A 17,559-nucleotide genomic window follows, 5' to 3' on the forward strand; every position below is an offset into this window, starting at 1 on the left:
TTCGAACTCCCTAGCCCCCGCGTGCGGGCGGCTCCGTGATGAAGGCGATCTTGACGACCCCGGCCCGCTCGCATGCGGTGACGACCTGGCCGATGTACCGATACGGCGTCGCCTGATCGCCGCGTACGTGCACGTCCGGTTGCGGCGTCTGTGCCGAAATCTCCTTCAGGCGCGACACCAGCGCCTGAAGGTTCACATGCTCGGTTCCCCAGAAGAGATCGCCCTGCCGGTTCACGGCGATCTCGATGCTTTTCGGTTGGGTCTGCAGCGGCTGTATCCGCTCCGCCGGCAACTGCACCTGGATCGTGTGCGTCACCACCGGGATCGTGATCAGGAAGATGATCAGCAACACCAGCATCACGTCCACGAGCGGCGTCGTGTTGATCGCCGAGATCACCTCGTCGTTATCGTCACCGCCAACGCTGATGGCCATGGCCGACTCCGCTCAGGATTGAACGGCCAGCGCCTGCGGCGACGGTGCCGCCGCCGGCGCGATGCGGCCCGCGGCCCGTCTGCCGCCCGCGAGCAATACCGTATGCAGTTGCGCGCCGAAGTTGCGCACACGTTCCATCACGGACTTGTTGCGGCGCACGAGGAAGTTGTAGCCGAGCACGGCCGGCACGGCCACCGCCAGACCGATCGCGGTCATGATCAGCGCTTCGCCCACCGGCCCCGCGACCTTGTCGATCGACGCCTGGCCCGCGATGCCGATCGCCGTCAGCGCGTGATAGATGCCCCACACCGTCCCGAACAGCCCGACGAACGGCGCGGTGGACCCCACCGTGCCCAGAAACGCGAGGCCGTCTTGCAAGCGGTTCGAGACGTTGGTGATCGAACGCTCGATGTTCAGCTCGATCCAGGTGTTGCGGTCGACCGAATCGAGCAGCGCCGAGTCGTGGTGCTCTCCCGCTTCGATCGCGTTCTCGGCGATGAAGCGAAACGGCGACGCATCGTCGAGCTGGGCCGTGCCTTCGGCCAGCGTCGGCGCATTCCAGACCTGTTCGTCGGCCGACTTCGCCCGGCTGTTCGCCCGCGCCTGCTCGATGAACTTGGTGACCATCACGTACCAGCTGCCGAGCGACATGACCACGAGCAGCGCCAGCACGAAGCGGGCCACGAAGTCGCCGTTTGCCCACAGGGCCCCCAGGCCGTACGGGTTCTCGACGGTTGCCGACGTCGCGGGTTCGGGTGGCGGCACCGGGCGTTCCGATCCATTCGAAGCAGCCGGCGCCGCCGCGATCGGCGATGCACCGGATGCGACTCGGACCGATGTCGCCGTCGTCTCCTGTGCCAGCACCGATGGCGGGGCGACCAGCGCGCCGCCCACGCCGGCGGCAATCAACAGACCTGCCGCCAGTGCGGCCCGAAAATGCTTTTTCATAAGGACTCCATAGACATGATCGATCGATTCGGAAAGCAGGCGGCGTCCGCCGCCCTGCCTGTCCCGCCTCAGTTCAGGTTGAAGGAAAACGGTACCCGCACACGCACGGATTGCCCCTGGGCGATACAGTTGAAGCGCTTGACCGCATTCAGCGCGGCACGATTGAGTATCGGATCCGCCGGCTGCGCGACCCGCAGGTTCGTGACGCGGCCGTCCGGGTCGACCGTGAATTCGACGGTCACGTCACCCGTGATGTTGTTGTCCTGCGCCTCCGGCGGATAGGCGATCGACGCGCGAACCTCGTCCGAATTCGGGCAGACCACACCAATCTCGCGGTTCACCGGCTTGGCAACCGGTACGGGTGCGGGTGCGGGCGGGGCTTCATGGACGGGTGCGGTCGGGGCCGGCGCGTCCTGATGCGTGATGGTGGCGGGCGGCGGGGCCTGCACGCGCACCTCGGGCGGCGGCACGAACGGCGGCGGCGGCGCGGTCACCCGCGGCTTCGACACGACCTTTTCGACCGGCTTCGGCGGCGGGGGCGGCGGCGGCTTCACCGGGACGATGATGCGGGCCTCGATCGGCTGCTGGACGATCTCGACGACCCGGGTCGCCAGGCCGTTCACGAGCGCCCATATCAGGACGAGATGCAGCGCGATGGCGATCGCGATGCCGCCGAAGCGGCGCACGGGGTGGGTCTGTCTTTTGCCGAACTCGCGCGGACGGCCGATTGCCGCGAGTCGGGAGGGAGAGGCGGTCGTCATGTTCAGTCCAGGGTCAATGAGATCAGGCGTCCGGCGCGGGTTTCGCGTCCGCCGGTCCGCAGGTGCACCGCCGGTCAGGCCGCAACCGGTTCGCGCTGATCGGCGGGACGCCAGCCGAGTGCCGGAGCGATCCGCGTCATGACATCGTCGAGAATCTGCAGATAATTCTCGAACGGCAGGTCGTAGGGCAGTTCAACGCGCAGTTCCCGCACCTGCTCGACCACCGGATCGGCCAGCAGCCGCTCCAGGATTTCGTCCGAGGTGCCGACGAGATCCGGCGCGTACAGCGTGCGTCGCTCGCCCTGCGGTGCCAGCGTGCGAGCATGACGCGCGTCGGCGAACGCGCGATAGCGTTCGCGCTCTTTCGCGCTCGCACCGTCGGTCGGGACGATCACGCGCCCCAGCGAGATACGCGGTGCGTGGGCCTCATGCCAATGGTCGCGATACAGCGCCAGTTGCCGCAACTGGGCGTCGATATGGCTGTCGGTGCCCTCGCCTGCGGTCACGTTGGCGATCAGCAGGTTGAAGCCGTTCCGGGCGGCCCATTCGGCCGACCGCCTGGACCCTCCGCCGTACCAGAGCCGCCCCGTCAGACCGGGCGCAAAGGGGCTCACGCGTGGCCGGACCCGGCCGGCGGCCGATTCCACGAAGGTGTCTTCGTCGCCGAGCCAGTCGCCGGCGAGATTGCGGCGCAGCCGGGCCAGGCGCGCATGCGAGAAGTCGACCCGCTCCGGATCGGTGTCGAACAGGCGTTCGCCCAGCAGCGCGCCGTGAATCGGCGCACCCGCGCTGAGTCCGACCTGGAGCCGTCCGCGCGAGAGCACGTCGACGGTGGCGAGGTCCTCGGCCAGCCGGAACGGATTCTCGTATCCCATCTGGATGACCGCCGCGCCCAGGCCGATCCGGGTCGTGCGCTGGCTCGCCGCCGCAAGAAACGTGGTGGCCGACGAGACGGCGCGCTCGAGATGGCGTTGCCGTATCCAGGCCCCGTCGTAGCCGAGCGCCTCGCCGGCATGAAACAGCTCGAGCGTCCGCTCGAATCCCGCCGCCGCATCTTCGCCGGCGTAATTTCCCGTTGCCAGGAAGGCAATCTGATCAATGCGTACGTTGCTCACTTTCGTATCCTTCGCAATCGGTCGAAAATCGAAAGGCAATGAGACATCGGGCTCGGCCTCGCGAATGGCCGAGCACATCGGATTCAAGCTGTCGTGAGGAAGCGTGGAAGGGACAGACAACTTCACACGAGTCTTCGATTATGGAGAACGTGCGACTGCCGCGTTGCGGTCATTTCTTCTATGGATATGACGCGCGCATCGAGACAGATAGCGCGCGCATCAATAATGGAATTCGCGATTGCTGCGGGACGATTCGATGCGCATCCGATCACGGAAAGGAAGCGACAGTACGGAAACCCGCGACGGACGGGTTCGACGTGGCGGGCAGGTCGATTGCCGCTTTCAACTTCATCGCCTGCTCGAGAAATGATGTGCTGCTGCGCAAGCGTGGTAACGGCTCCACGCGGGAGCCGTTACCACCTGGCTTGAGAGAAAGGAACCGATCACGACTCACGGCACCTGTCGCTGCGTGCCGGCACCGCGCCCCTGCCTGTCAGGTATGCGTCAACGCGCCGTGCTGCGTCGCAGGCACGCTTGCACGGGATCAGCCGCGGTCGTGATGTCGCCAGCCAACTTCAGTCCCCTCCCTTCAACTCGATCAACAGATCCTTCGCCGCAACCCGGTCGCCGGGCTTCACGTGCACGGCCGCGATTTCGCAATCGCGCTCCGCCGCGATGTGCGTTTCCATCTTCATCGCCTCGAGCGCGATCAGCGTCGTGCCGGCCGTCACGCGCTGCCCCGGCTGCACCGCCACCGTCACCACCGAGCCCGGCATCGGCGCGGCCACGTGCAGCGCATTGCCCGGCTCGGCGCGCTGCAGCCCGTGACGCTCCTTGCCCGCCTGCACCACCGTCTTCTGCTCGACGAGCGCCGTGCGTGACTGCCCGTTCAGCTCGAACTGCACCTTCACGATGCCGTCCTGCGCGTCCGCGTGCTGGCCTTGCAGCGACACGAGCAGCGTCTTGCCCGGCGAGATGTCGATCGCCACCTCCTCCTGCGGCTGCAGCCCGTACAGGAACGCGGGCGTCGGCACCACGGACGTGTCGCTGTACGCGCGAACGTGCGCGTAGTAGTCGATCGTCTGCTTCGGATACATCAGGTACGACGCCAGTTGCCGATCGTCGAGCGACTGCTCGCAGGCGGCCTCGGCCTGCCCGCGCGCCGCGTCGAGATCGACCGGCGGAATCTGGTCGCCCGGGCGATACGGCGCCGGCGGCTCGCCCTTGAGCACCTTGCGCGACAGCGCCGCCGGGAAGCCGTCCGGCGGGAAGCCCAGCTCGCCCTTGAACAGCGACACGACCGACTCGGGGAATGCGATGTCCTTGTCGGGATTGCGCACGTCGTCCACGGCAAGATCGTTCGCGACCATCATCAGCGCCAGGTCGCCGACCACCTTCGACGTCGGCGTGACCTTCACGATGTCGCCGAACAGCCGGTTCACGTCCGCATACGCACGCGACACCTCGGTCCAGCGATGATCGATGCCGAGCGAGCGCGCCTGCTCGCGCAGGTTCGTGTACTGGCCGCCGGGCATCTCGTGGCGATAGACGTCGGCCGTGCCCGCGCGGATCTCCGACTCGAACGGCGCGTAGTAGCGGCGCACGCCTTCCCAGTACATCGATGCTTCGTGCAGGCGATCGGCATTGAGGCCGGGGTCGCGCACGCTACCGGCCAGCGCCGCCGCGATGCTCGACAGGTTCGGCTGCGACGTGAGCCCGCTCATCGCGTCGAGCGCGCCGTCCACCGCATCGCAGCCCGCTTCGACGGCCGCGAGCACCGACGCCGCGGCGATGCCGCTCGTGTCGTGCGTGTGGAAATGCACGGGCAGCCCGGTTTCCTCCTTCAGCGCCTTCACGAGCGTCGCGACGGCCTGCGGACGGCAGATGCCGGCCATGTCCTTGATGCCGAGCACGTGCACGCCAGCCTTCTGCAGTTCGCGCGCGATGCCGACGTAGTACTTGAGGTCGTACTTCGCGCGCGACGTGTCGAACAGGTCGCCGGTGTAGCAGATCGCGCCTTCACACAGCATCCCGCTCTCGCCCACCGCGTCGATCGCCACGCGCATGTTGCGCACCCAGTTCAGCGAATCGAATACGCGGAACACGTCGACGCCCGCGCTCGCGGCCTGCTGCACGAAGAAGCGCACGACGTTGTCCGCGTAGTTCGTATAGCCGACCGCGTTCGAGCCGCGCAGCAGCATCTGGAACAGGATGTTCGGCACGCGTTCGCGCAGCAGCGCGAGCCGCTCCCACGGGTCTTCCTTCAGGAACCGCAGCGCGACGTCGAAGGTCGCGCCGCCCCAGCATTCGAGCGAGAACAGCTGCGACAGCTCGCGTGCGTAGAACGGCGCGATCGGCAGCATGTCGGCCGTGCGCATGCGCGTCGCGAACAGCGACTGGTGCGCATCGCGCATCGTCGTGTCGGTCAGCAGCACCTGCTTCTGGTCGAGCATCCACTGCGAGAACTTCTCCGGCCCAAGCTCGCGCAGACGATCGCGCGTGCCGGCCGGGATCGCCGCCGTCGTATCGATCTTCGGTAGCACCGGCTTCTGCAGCGGCAGCGCCGGCAGCGTGCGGCCGCTCATCTCCGCGTTGCCGTTCACGTTCAGCTCGCCGAGATAGCGCAGCAGCTTCGTCGCGCGGTCGCCGCGCTTCGCGAATTCAAGCAGTTCAGGGGTCCTGTCGATGAAGCGCGTCGTCACCTCGCCCGCGATGAAGGCCGGATGGTTGATCACGTTCTCGAGGAACTGCAGGTTCGACGTGACGCCGCGAATCCGGAACTCGCGCAGCGCGCGATCCATCCGGTGAATCGATTCGGCCGCCGTCGGTGCCCACGTCGTCACCTTCACGAGCAGCGAGTCGTAGTACGGCGTGATCACCGCGCCGCCGTAGGCCGTGCCCGCATCGAGCCGCACGCCGAAGCCGGCCGCGCTGCGATAGGCGGTGAGCCGCCCGTAATCGGGCAGGAAGTCGTTCTCCGGATCCTCGGTCGTGATCCGGCATTGCAGCGCGTTGCCGTTCAGCGGAATCGCGTGTTGCTCCGGCACGCCGGCCGCGCGTTCGACAAGCGTGCCGGCGCCATCAACGACATCGTCGGAAAGACCGATCCGCCCGCCTTCCGTGATGCGGATCTGCGCCTTCACGATGTCGATCCCGGTGATCATCTCGGTCACCGTGTGTTCGACCTGGATACGCGGGTTCACCTCGATGAAGTAGAACTGGCCGGTGTCGGCATCCATCAGGAACTCGACGGTGCCCGCATGCGTATAGCCAACGGCGCGCATCAGGCGCAGCGCGGATTCACACAGCGCGTGCCGGCCATCGTGATCGAGATACGGCGCCGGTGCGCGTTCGACTACCTTCTGGTTGCGCCGCTGCACCGTGCAGTCGCGCTCGTACAAATGCACGACGGTGCCGTGCGTATCGCCGAGTACCTGCACCTCGACGTGGCGCGCATTGCGCACGAGCTTCTCGACATACACCTCGTCGTTGCCGAACGCGGCCAGCGCCTCACGTCGCGCGATGGGCAACAACGTTTCCAGGTCGCGCTCGTTCTCTAGCACGCGCATCCCGCGCCCGCCGCCGCCCCAGCTCGCCTTCAGCATCAGCGGATAGCCGACTTCTTCAGCCAGCGCCTTGCAGGCGGCGAGATCGTCGGGTAGCGGCGCGGTCGCGGGCATCACCGGCACGCCGGCGGCGATCGCCGCGTTGCGCGCGGCGACCTTGTTGCCGAGCGTGCGCATCACGTCGGGCGACGGGCCGATCCAGCGGATGCCCGCATCGATCACGGCCTGCGCGAATTCGGGGTTCTCGGACAGGAAGCCGTAGCCGGGGTGGATCGCATCGACATTGGCTTGCCGTGCGACGCGCAGGATGTCGTCGATGTCGAGATACGCAGCCAGCGGCTTCTTGCCTTCGCCGATCAGGTAGCTCTCGTCCGCCTTGAAACGATGCAGCGCCAGGCGGTCTTCCTTCGAATAGATCGCCACCGTGCGGATGTTCAGCTCGGCGGCGGCACGCATCACGCGAATCGAGATTTCCGAGCGGTTCGCGATCAGGATGGACTGGATGGGGGTTGGAGTCACGGCAGCCATGAATCGTTGAAGGTTGAATGAAACCTGTCGACGCGATCCATCCGCCGCCAGATCAAGTTGCCGGTCGGTGCGCGGAGCGCGCCGGCGTTCGCTTTGCATCGGGCCCGCTTGCGGCCACCTGCATTGTTGCCACACTTTCCGGCAGCCGCAATCGGCATCGCGACGGCGAATGGTATTCAGACGACCGGTCGCGAGCCGGCACGCGGGCGCGCAGGACCGCCGGCCGGCGCTCGGCCGGAGTGCGGCAAATCGAGCGACGAACCGGGCGGCGAAACGTAGGGTGAATAAAGGGCCCGAAGCGCGCCCGATGCGGATCAGTCGCGATGATCGAACAGCGGCGCGTGATCCATCCAGTCGTAGTGGGCACTGCCGGTCGCCCAGGCCCAGTTCACGTCCACGCGCCGCGTGCCCTGCGCACCCGACGCCAGCGGCGCTTGTCGTGCGTCGACCGCATGGCCGTCCGGTGCGACGGATGCACCGCACCGCCGCGAGCCGGTGCCCGTTCCGAAGCCGCTCACCGCATCAGCTCCCCGGCGCATCATTGCGCGTCGCGGATCATGTTGCGGGCGATCACCAGTTGCTGGATCTGGGTCGTGCCTTCGTAGATGCGGAACAGGCGCACGTCGCGATAGAAGCGCTCGATGCCGTATTCGGCCATGTACCCCGCGCCGCCGAAAATCTGCACCGCGCGATCGGCCACGCGCCCGCACATCTCGGACGCGAACAGCTTCGCGCACGACGCCTCGGTGCTCACCGGCAGCTTCGCGTCGCGCCGGCGCGCGGCGTCCACCACCATGCAGCGCGCCGCATAGATTTCGGCCTTGCTGTCGGCGAGCATCGCCTGCACGAGCTGGAAATCGGCGATGGGCTTGCCGAACTGCTTGCGCTCCATCGCATACGACAACGCCATCGACAGCATGCGCTCGGCCACGGCCACGCAGACGGCCGCGATGTGGATGCGCCCCTTGTCGAGCACCTTCATCGCCGTCTTGAAACCCTGGCCCTCTTTCCCGCCGATCAGGTTGGCGGCCGGCACGCGCACGTTGTCGAAGATCACGTCGCAGGTATGCGCGCCCTTCTGCCCCATTTTCTTGTCGCGCTTGCCGAAGCTGATGCCCGGCGTCTTCGCATCGACGATGAATGCCGAGATGCCGCTCGAGCCCTTGTCCTCCGGGTTGGTGCGCGCCATCAACGTGAAGATGCCGGCATGCGGTGCGTTCGTGATGAAGCGCTTGGTGCCGTTGACCACGTAGTCGTCGCCGTCCCGGATGGCCGTGGTGCGCAGCGACGCCGCGTCGGAGCCGGACTCCGGCTCGGTCAGCGCGAACGACGCGATCAGCTCGCCGGTCGCGAGGCGCGGCAGGTAGCGTTCCTGCTGCTCGGGCGTGCCGTCGAACAGGATGCCCTGCGAGCCGATGCCCACGGTCGTGCCCAGCAGCGAGCGAAACACCGGCGAGGCCTGGCACAGCTCGAACACCGCGAGCACCTCTTCCTCCATCGTCAGCTCCAGCCCGCCGAAGCGTTCGGGAATGGTGAGGCCGAACAGGCCCATCGCCTTCATGTCGGCGACGATGTCCTCGGGAATTTCATCGGTTTCGGCTACCTGCTCCTCGTTGGGTACGAGACGCTCGCGCACGAAGCGGGCAATGGAGTCGAGCAGGCCGTTGAGCGTTTCTTGATCGCGAATCATGTCGGTACGCCTGAAAAAGGTGGAGAAAACGTCGAAATGCTGCGCCGAGCGCCGGCCCGAAACAATCACGTCGCCGAAAACGTTCCGTAGATTGAAATCGCGCTGGCTAGGCGGGGACTGGAACCGGCGACCCGGGCGGCCGGGCATCTGCCAAGGTACGGAACAAACTCCACGGATGCGTTGACCGGTGATCGGCACGGTTCCATCGTAGGGACTCGAATCAACTGCCACGCCATTCGCCATGCCGCTCCAGCCCGATCACCTGCTGTCCCGCCGCTTTCCGCCCATCGAGCATGCGTACTCGCTGCGCGATACCCAGCTTTATGCGCTCGGCCTCGGGCTCGGCGCCGACCCGCTCGACGCCGGGCAATTGCGCTACGTCTACGAAGGCAAGGAAGGCGAGTCGCTGCGCGCGCTGCCGACGATGGCGAACGTGCTCGCGTACCCGGGGTTCTGGGCGCGCGAACCGGACACGGGCATCACCTGGCAAAAGCTCCTGCATGCCGAACAGGAAATCCGGATTCACGCGCCGCTGCCGCCGAGCGGCCGCATCACGGGCACGACGCGCATCACCGGCCTGTGGGACAAGGGGGAAAACAAGGGCGCGTTCCTGCAGCAGACGCGCGACATCGCCGATGCCGACACCGGCCGCCTGCTTGCGACCGTGGTGCAGCTGAGCCTGTTGCGCGGCGACGGCGGCTTCGGCGACGGCGGCAGCACCGACCCGCTGCCGACACCGCACGCGATGCCCGACGGCACGCCCGACCACGTGTGCGAACTGACCACGCCCGCGCAGCTGGCGCTGATCTATCGCCTGAGCGGCGACCTGAATCCGCTGCACGCCGATCCCGTAGTGGCGTCCGCGGCGGGTTTTCCGCGGCCGATCCTGCACGGCATGGCGCTGATGGGCGTGGCCGCGCATGCGGTGCTGCGCACGGTGCTCGACTACGACAACACGCGCTTCGCGGGCATGCGCGTGCGCTTCACCGCGCCGGCGTGGCCCGGCGACACGTTGCGCACCGAGATGTGGGTGCGCGACAAGACGGTTTCGCTGCGCGTCACGGCTGTGGAGCGCAACGTGGTGGTATTGACCAACGCGCGGGTCGACCTGCGCTGAATCGCAATTCTTCAGGAGACACACATGGATCTGGGTTTGACCGGCAAAGTCGCCATCGTCACCGGCTCGGCACGCGGCCTGGGCGCCGCCACGGCACGCCGGCTCGCGCAGGAAGGCGCGAGCGTCGTCATCACCGACATCAACGCGGAACTGGCGCAGGCCACCGCGAAGGCGCTGCAGGACGAAGGGCTGGCCGCGCACTGCATCGTGGGCGACATCACCAAGGAAGCCGACGTGCAGCGCCTCGTCGATGAAACCGTCGCGCATTTCGGCGGCGTGCACATCCTGGTGAACAACGCCGGCGCGCCGCGCGACAAGTACCTGGTGAAGATGAGCGCGGACGACTGGGATTTCGTGATGAACGTGATGCTCAAGGGCGCGTTCCTGGCCGCGCGGGCCGTCATGCCGCACTTCATCGAGCAGGGCTGGGGCCGCCTGATCAACATCAGCTCGCGCGCGCACCTGGGCAACCCGACGCAGGCCAACTACTCGGCCGCGAAGGCCGGCCTGATCGGCATGGCCAAGGCGCTGTCGATGGAGGAAGGCCGCTACGGGATCACCGCGAACTGCGTGGCGCCCGGCTTCATGGAAACGGAAATGGTGCAGGCGCTGCCGACCTACGAAACGATCAAGGAGCGCGCGGTGGCGGCGCAGCCGATCAAGCGCGTCGGCCGTCCGGACGACATCGCCGACGCGGTGGCGTTCCTGGCCAGCGAGCGCGCCGGCTTCATCAGCGGCGAAGTGCTGCACGTCACGGGCGGACGCTACGGCTGATCGCGCGACGGCAGACCACGAACCCGAGCGGCCAGCGCGTGACAGACGCGCGATGGCGGCGGAACATTCATGACATTCAAGAGGCAACCCAGATGAAACGAGCAGCCATCGTCTCCCCGCTGCGCACCCCCGTCGGTGCGTTCGGCGGCGCGTTGAAGGGCATCCCCGTCGAGGAACTCGGCGCCACCGTCGCGCGTGCCGTCGTGGAGCGCACCGGGCTGGACCCTGCGCGCATCGACGACGTCGTGTTCGCGCAAAGCTACGCAAGCGGCGAGACGCCGTGCACCGGGCGCTGGGTCGCGCTGCAGGCCGGCTTCCCGATCGAAGTAGCCGGCATGCAGCTCGACCGCCGCTGCGGCGGCGGCGTGCAGGCGCTGGCCACCGCGGCGATGATGGTGCAGACCGGCGCGGCCGACGTGGTGATGGCCGGCGGCGTCGAAAGCATGAGCAACGTCGAGTTCTATACCACCGACATGCGCTGGGGCAAGCGCGCGGGCTCGGTCACGATGCACGACCGGCTCGACCGCGGCCGCGAGCGCTCGCAGCCGGAAAGCCGCTTCGGCCGCATCAGCGGCATGATCGAGACGGCCGAGACGCTGGCACGCGAATACGACATCACGCGCGAAGCGTCCGACCGCTTCGCCGCCCGCAGCCACCAGCGTGCCGCCGCGGCGCAGCAGGCGGGCTATTTCGACGCGGAGATCGTCCCCGTCGCCGTGCCGCAGCGCAAAGGCGATGCGCTGATCGTCAAACAGGACGAAGGCGTGCGCGGCGAAACCACGCTGGAAAGCCTCGCGAAGCTGCGCACGATCATGAAGGACGGCGTCGTCACGGCCGGCAACGCGTGCCAGCAGAACGACGCAGCAGCCGCATGCCTGATCGTCGCCGAGGACAAGCTCGACGAGCTGGGCCTCACGCCGATCGGCTGGCTGGTCGGCTGGGCGGCCGCCGGGTGCGACCCGGCACGCATGGGCATCGGCCCCGTGCCAGCCGTGCAGAAGGTGCTGGCGCGCACCGGCCTCACGTTCGACCAGATGGACCTGATCGAGCTGAACGAAGCGTTCGCGTGCCAGGCGCTGGCCTGCGTGAAGGGCTGGGGCAGCTCGATGGCGGCGCTGGAAGACAAGCTCAACGTGAACGGCTCGGGCATTTCGCTGGGCCACCCGGTGGGCGCGACGGGCGGGCGCATCATGACCACGCTGCTGCATGAAATGCAGCGCCGCCAGGCCCGCTACGGCCTGGAAACGATGTGCATCGGCGGCGGCCAGGGCATCGCGATGATCGTCGAACGCGCATAAGGCAGGAGACCAACCATGAGCCACCCTGAATCCGGCCAGACCTGGCAACCGGGCCAGCGCGAGCTGCAGAACGCCGGCATCGTGAAGCTGATGCGCGCGCTGGACGTGCCGTCGTATGACGAACTGATGCGCGTATCGATCGCCGAGCCCGAACGCTACTGGGACACCGTGATGCGCGAATGCGCGATCGCGTGGGACGTGCCGCCGACCGGCTATGTCGACCTGTCGCGCGGCGCGCAGTTTCCGAGCTGGTTCCCCGGCGGCAAGCTCAACTGGGTCAACACGATCTACGCGTGGGCACGTCATCCCGCCACGGCGCAGCAAAAAGCCGTGGTGGCCGAACGCGAGGACGGCAGCGTCAGCACGCTGACCTTCGCGGAACTGGAGCAGCGCGTGCAGGATTTCGCCGCGGGGCTCGCGCGTCACGGCGTCAAGCAGGGCGACCGCATCGGCCTGCTGATGGAAAACGGCGTCGAGGCCACCGTCTCGCTGCTGGCCATCGTGCACCTCGGCGCGCTGGTCGTGCCGCTGTTCAGCGGCTTCGGCGTCGACGCGATCGTGGCCCGCCTGTCCGCCGCCGAAGCGCGGATGGTGATTGCCTCCACCGGCTTCTCGCGCCGCACCAAGCGCGTGGACGTGCAAGGCGCGCTGCGCGACGCATGGCGCCAGTTGCCGCTGCTCGAACACGTGATCTGGAAGCGCGGCGAAGGCGACACCGCGCAGGACGCACGCGACCTCGACTGGCAGGAAACCGCGGCCGCCGCACCCGGGCAACGCAGCGCCGCCGTGTCGGTCACGCCGGACACGCCGTTCATGGTGATCTACACGTCGGGCACCACGGGCAAGCCCAAGGGCGTCGTGCATACGCACGGCAGCTTCCCGATCAAGATCGCACACGATTCGCTGATCCACTTCGACGTGCAACCGGGCGACGTCTATTGCTGGCCGTCGGACATGGGCTGGATCGCCGGCACGCTGGTGCTCGGCTGCGCGCTGCTGCGCGGCGCGACGCTGGTGTGCTACGACGGCGCGCCCGACTACCCCGACTGGTCGCGCATGTCGCGCGTGGTCGAACGCCACCGCGTCACGCACTTCGGCTCGGCGCCCACGCTGATCCGCGGGATGGCGAGCCACGAGGCACTGGCGCTCGCGGGCGACCGCTCCACGGTGCGGCTGCTGATCACGGCCGGCGAAGGCATCGCGCCCGAGCATTTCAACTGGTTCCTGCAACGCTTCGGCGACGGCACGGCGCCCGTCATCAACTACACGGGCGGCACCGAGGCATCGGGCGCGCTGCTCGCGAGCGTGCCGATCCGGCCGATTCCGCCGAGCGGCTTCAACACCGTGTCGCCTGGCGTGGCCGCCGACGTCGTGAACGCCGACGGCCAGAGCGTGACCGGCGAAGTCGGCGAGCTGGCGATCCGCGCGCCGTTCGTCGGCATGACGCATTCGTTCTGGCGCGACGACGAGCGCTACCTGGAAACCTACTGGCAGACCATTCCGGGCATCTGGGTGCATGGCGATCTCGCGCTGCGCACGCCCGACGGCAACTACTTCATGATGGGCCGCTCGGACGACACGCTGAAGGTCGCCGGCAAGCGGCTCGGGCCGGCCGAGGTCGAGGAAGTCGTGCTGGAGCTGCACGACGTGGCCGAAGCAGCCGCGATCGGCGTGGCGGATGCCGACAAGGGCCAGAAACTGGTGGTCTTCATCGTGCCCAAGCCCGGCACGGCTGTCGCGGTTGCCGAACTGGAAACGCTCGTGTCCGGTCACGTCGACAAGCGGCTGGGCCGCCCGTTCCGGCCCGGCCGCGTGCACGTGGTCGCGCAACTGCCGAAGACGCGCAGCTCCAAGATCATGCGGCGCGTGATCCGCAGCGTGTATTGCGGGCAGCCGCCGGGCGACCTGTCGTCGCTGGACAATCCCGCCGCGCTCGACGAAGTGCGCGCGGCCTCGACCGTCTCCTGACCCGCGCGACGTCCGGCCCCGGGCCGCCCCGCACCGGATCGAGCCATGCGATGCGTGCACTCGCATGAAGCGCAACCGGCATGGCCGCCTGACCGATCCCCGATCGGCCAGGCGGCCGACTTAACCGCAAACGAAACATGAAAGTACTCGAAGGCATCAAGGTCCTCGATTTCGGCCGCTTCATCGCCGGGCCGTTCTGCTCGGCGCTGCTCGCCGACTACGGCGCCGACGTCATCCGCATCGACCGCGTCGGCGGCGGCGAGGATCGCTTCATCGTGCCCGTCACCGAACACGGCGAAGGCGCGCTGTTCCTGCAGGTCAACCGCAACAAGCGCTCGATGACGCTCGATCTCGACAGCCCGGAGGGGCGCGAGATCGTGCGCAAGCTCGTCGCCGATGCCGACGTGGTGATCGCCAACATGCCGCCGCGCACGCTCAAGAGCCTGGGCCTCGATTACGCCAGCCTGTGCGCGATCAAGCCCGACGTGATCCTGGTCGCGTCCAATGCGTTCGGCAACAGCGAGGCGGTGCGCGACCGCGTGGGCTTCGACGGCGTGGGCCAGGCGCTGAGCGGCGCCGTGCACATCGCGGGCACGCCCGACCGGCCGCAGAAGGCGATGGTGCCGGTAGTCGACTTCGCGACCGCGTTTTCCTGCGCGCTCGGCGTCATGCTGGCGCTCTACGAACGCCAGCGCAGCGGCATGGGCCAGGAAGTCAGCGCATCGCTGCTGTGTACGGGCCTGAACATGGCCAGCGGCGCGCTGATCGAGGAAGCGCTGCTCGGCCTCGATCGTCACGCGACACTGAACCGCGCGTCCGGCTATGCGCCGTCCGACATCTTCAAGGCCGCCGACGGCTGGTTCATCACGCAGGTCATCGGCCGCCCGATGTTCAAGCGGTGGACCCAGCTCGTGGGCCGGCCGGAACTGCTCGACGATCCGCGCTTCGCGGACGATACGCTGCGCGGCGAGCACGGCGAATTCCTGAGCGACATCATGAGCGCATGGTGCGCGGACAAGACGCTGGCCGACGCGCTGGCCGATCTCGAGAAGGCGCGCATCCCGGCCAGCCCGGTCAACTCGCCGCGCCAGGCGCTGGAGGACGAAACCGTCAAGGCCGCCGACGTGATCCGCTGGATGGACTACCCCGGTGCGCCGAAGCAGGTGCCGATCTTCGCGACGCCGGTGACGCTGTCGCGCACGCCGCCGGAAATCCATACGCGGCCGCCGCTGACCGGTGAGCACACGGATGAAATCCTGGCGGGGATTGGTCTCGATGCGGGGACGGTTGCCGATTTGAGGGCGCGGAAGATCGTTTGAGCTTGGCGGCGCGTGGCGGCCCGCGCCCCTGGTGTTGGTGTTGACGTTGCGTGCGCGCTGGACGTTACGCGCCGGCTCGCTGCCGGACTGGCTGTGATGAAGAGCCGTCCGGCGTGCGTGCCTTTGCCGGTTTTCTTGCTGCTTTTGTCCCCTGCTTCTTCGCTCTGCTTACCGTCGCCGCATTCTCTAGCCGCATTCTCTAGCCGCATTCTCTAGCCGCATTCTCTAGCCGCATTCTCTAGCCGCATTCTCTAGCCGCATTCTCTAGCCGCATTCTCTAGCCGCATTCTCTAGCCGCATTCTCTCGCCGCATACTCCCGCCGCATCACGCTGCTTTCACCCGCAGCTTCCCCCACTTCCCGCTCCGTATCGCGCCACGGCCCGGCGGCAAGAGACCGTTCCTCGCAATCACCAAGTCGATCCCGGCCGTCTCGCACGACCGTCACCGGCCGCCACCGCTGCACGCCCGCTACCCGATCGATTTAGCCGCCCGACAAGTACAATCAGCGCTACCGTCGTAAGACAAACTTGACAATCGAACCATGGACCCGTCCCAGCTCCCTTCCCTCGCATGGTTCGTGCATATCGCCCACCATCTCAGCTTCACCCGCGCCGCCGCCGAGATGGGCGTGTCGCGCGCGGCGCTGTCGCAGAACCTGAAGGCGCTCGAGCAGCAGTTGAACGTGAAGCTGCTGTACCGGACGACGCGCGACATGTCGCTCACCGAGGACGGGCAACGGCTGTACGACACGCTGCGGCCGGCGTTCGGCTCGATCGAGCAGGCGATCAGCAGCCTGCATGAAGTCCGGCACGCGCCGTCGGGGCTGCTGCGCGTCAACACGTCCCGGGTCGCCGCCAGAACGCTGATCGAGCCGTACCTCGGCGAATTCATGGCGCGCTATCCGCTGCTTCGGGTGGAACTCGTGATGAACGACGGGATGTCGAACATCATCGCCGACGGCTGCGATGCGGGGATCCGTCTCGGCGAAAGCCTGGCTGAGCACATGGTCGCCGTGCCGATCACGCCGATGATCGAAATGGTGGTGGCCGGCTCGCCCGACTATCTCGCGCGTCACGGCAAGCCGGCCACGCCTGCCGACCTGATCGCGCACAACTGCCTGTGCTATCGCCAGACGACGAGCGGCGCCATCTATCGATGGGAATTCACGTCGACCGACATCGAGGGGCACGCCTTCGAGGTCGAGCCGAAAGGCAGCGTGGTGACGAACGACGACGACGGCATGATTCGCGTCGCGCTGCAGGGCGTCGGCCTGATCCAGCACCAGGACATCGCACTCCGCGAGCATCTGGCCGCCGGCACGCTGGTGCGCGTACTCGACGCGTGGTGCAAGCCGTTTCCCGGCTACTACCTGTACACGCCGTCGCGCGAACAGATGCCCGCGAAAGTGCGCGCACTGATGGATTTCCTCGTCGAGAAACGCGAACGCCTTGCCGTCGATCTGGGCAAGCGTGCGCCGCATCCGGCCGCGCCGAAGCGTCGCAAGGCGCCGACGCGGCGCGCGTGAGCGACTGAGCGACTGAGCGACTGAGCGACTGACAGTCGCGACGCAACGCGCTCGCCCCCGTTCAGCGCCGCAGAGCGTCGGGCCGTCGACCACATTCATCCGTTCGGCTCGATTCAGCGTGACGACGCGCACGCCGGGCTGTGAATCATCGATCACGCGCGCGTACGTCATCGGTTGGCGCCGTGAGATGTCCTCCGATACTGGCGTGCGCGCGCCAAGCACGTGCAAATCGACGCCGCCCGACACGCGTCCGGCGCGCTACCGTACGACGCCGCTGCGTTGTTCATGCAGCCTCCTTGCTGGATGGACCGACCTGCAACAGTCACCGGCCTACGCCCGCGCCTGCCTCTGCCTCTGCCTCTGCCTCTGCCTCTGCCTCTGCCTCTGCCTCTGCCTGCCGACAACCGAGGACGCTCGCGCATGACGATCCCCTTCAAGAAGCTGATCCTGCGCGGCGTCGCGCTCGCCGTCGTCGCGGCGATCGGCTACACCGGCTACATGCTGTCCCGGCTCGCC

Annotated in this window: 13 protein-coding genes; 6 read left to right on the top strand and 7 right to left on the bottom strand. The window is 67.5% G+C overall.

The features are described 5' to 3' along the window. Window positions 1–10 precede the first annotated feature (10 nt). The 7 genes from G3O00_RS00950 to G3O00_RS00980 form a co-directional block, all read right to left on the bottom strand. Window positions 11–433: a biopolymer transporter ExbD gene (locus G3O00_RS00950; RefSeq protein ID WP_206141717.1), complete on the bottom strand. Its 423-nt coding sequence runs from the start codon at window positions 431–433 to the stop codon at window positions 11–13. Window positions 434–445: 12 nt separating this feature from the next. After that, complete coding sequence (locus G3O00_RS00955) at window positions 446–1,381, bottom strand: MotA/TolQ/ExbB proton channel family protein (RefSeq protein WP_206141718.1); 936 nt, start codon at window positions 1,379–1,381, stop codon at window positions 446–448. 68 nt (window positions 1,382–1,449) lie between these two features. After that, window positions 1,450–2,142: an energy transducer TonB gene (locus tag G3O00_RS00960; protein ID WP_206141719.1), complete on the bottom strand. Its 693-nt coding sequence runs from the start codon at window positions 2,140–2,142 to the stop codon at window positions 1,450–1,452. Window positions 2,143–2,216: 74 nt separating this feature from the next. Continuing rightward, the gene (locus G3O00_RS00965; RefSeq protein WP_206141720.1) at window positions 2,217–3,257 is read right to left on the bottom strand and encodes an LLM class flavin-dependent oxidoreductase; all 1,041 of its coding nucleotides are present in this window, start codon (window positions 3,255–3,257) and stop codon (window positions 2,217–2,219) included. A gap of 575 nt (window positions 3,258–3,832) precedes the next feature. Beyond that, window positions 3,833–7,351 carry a pyruvate carboxylase gene (locus G3O00_RS00970; protein ID WP_206141721.1) on the bottom strand — a complete coding sequence of 1,173 codons (3,519 nt, stop codon included), beginning with the start codon at window positions 7,349–7,351 and terminating at the stop codon, window positions 3,833–3,835. Between the two features lie 314 nt (window positions 7,352–7,665). Then, complete coding sequence (locus G3O00_RS00975; protein WP_206141722.1) at window positions 7,666–7,869, bottom strand: hypothetical protein; 204 nt, start codon at window positions 7,867–7,869, stop codon at window positions 7,666–7,668. 20 nt (window positions 7,870–7,889) lie between these two features. Beyond that, entirely contained in the window at window positions 7,890–9,041 is a 1,152-nt protein-coding gene (locus G3O00_RS00980) for an acyl-CoA dehydrogenase family protein (RefSeq protein WP_206141723.1), read from the bottom strand. Between the two features lie 241 nt (window positions 9,042–9,282). Here G3O00_RS00980 and G3O00_RS00985 point away from each other — a divergent pair, with 241 nt between their 5' ends. The 6 genes from G3O00_RS00985 (at window position 9,283) to G3O00_RS01010 (ending at window position 17,043) form a co-directional block, all read left to right on the top strand. Then, a complete protein-coding gene (locus G3O00_RS00985; RefSeq protein WP_174929218.1) occupies window positions 9,283–10,158 on the top strand; it encodes a MaoC/PaaZ C-terminal domain-containing protein in 876 nt (291 codons plus the stop codon). Window positions 10,159–10,182: 24 nt separating this feature from the next. Beyond that, complete coding sequence (gene fabG, locus G3O00_RS00990) at window positions 10,183–10,932, top strand: 3-oxoacyl-ACP reductase FabG (protein ID WP_059599745.1); 750 nt, start codon at window positions 10,183–10,185, stop codon at window positions 10,930–10,932. Window positions 10,933–11,024: 92 nt separating this feature from the next. After that, window positions 11,025–12,230 carry an acetyl-CoA C-acetyltransferase gene (locus G3O00_RS00995; protein WP_011350019.1) on the top strand — a complete coding sequence of 402 codons (1,206 nt, stop codon included), beginning with the start codon at window positions 11,025–11,027 and terminating at the stop codon, window positions 12,228–12,230. A 15-nt stretch (window positions 12,231–12,245) separates the two neighbouring features. Further along, window positions 12,246–14,198: an AMP-binding protein gene (locus G3O00_RS01000; RefSeq protein WP_206141724.1), complete on the top strand. Its 1,953-nt coding sequence runs from the start codon at window positions 12,246–12,248 to the stop codon at window positions 14,196–14,198. 137 nt (window positions 14,199–14,335) lie between these two features. Beyond that, entirely contained in the window at window positions 14,336–15,517 is a 1,182-nt protein-coding gene (locus G3O00_RS01005) for a CoA transferase (protein WP_011350021.1), read from the top strand. Window positions 15,518–16,059: 542 nt separating this feature from the next. Further along, window positions 16,060–17,043, top strand: a complete 984-nt coding sequence (locus G3O00_RS01010) for a LysR family transcriptional regulator (protein WP_206141725.1) — start codon at window positions 16,060–16,062, stop codon at window positions 17,041–17,043. Window positions 17,044–17,559: the final 516 nt, after the last annotated feature.

The organism is Burkholderia sp. Ac-20384, assembly GCF_017104605.1.
GTDB classification, from domain to species: Bacteria; Pseudomonadota; Gammaproteobacteria; order Burkholderiales; family Burkholderiaceae; genus Burkholderia; species Burkholderia lata.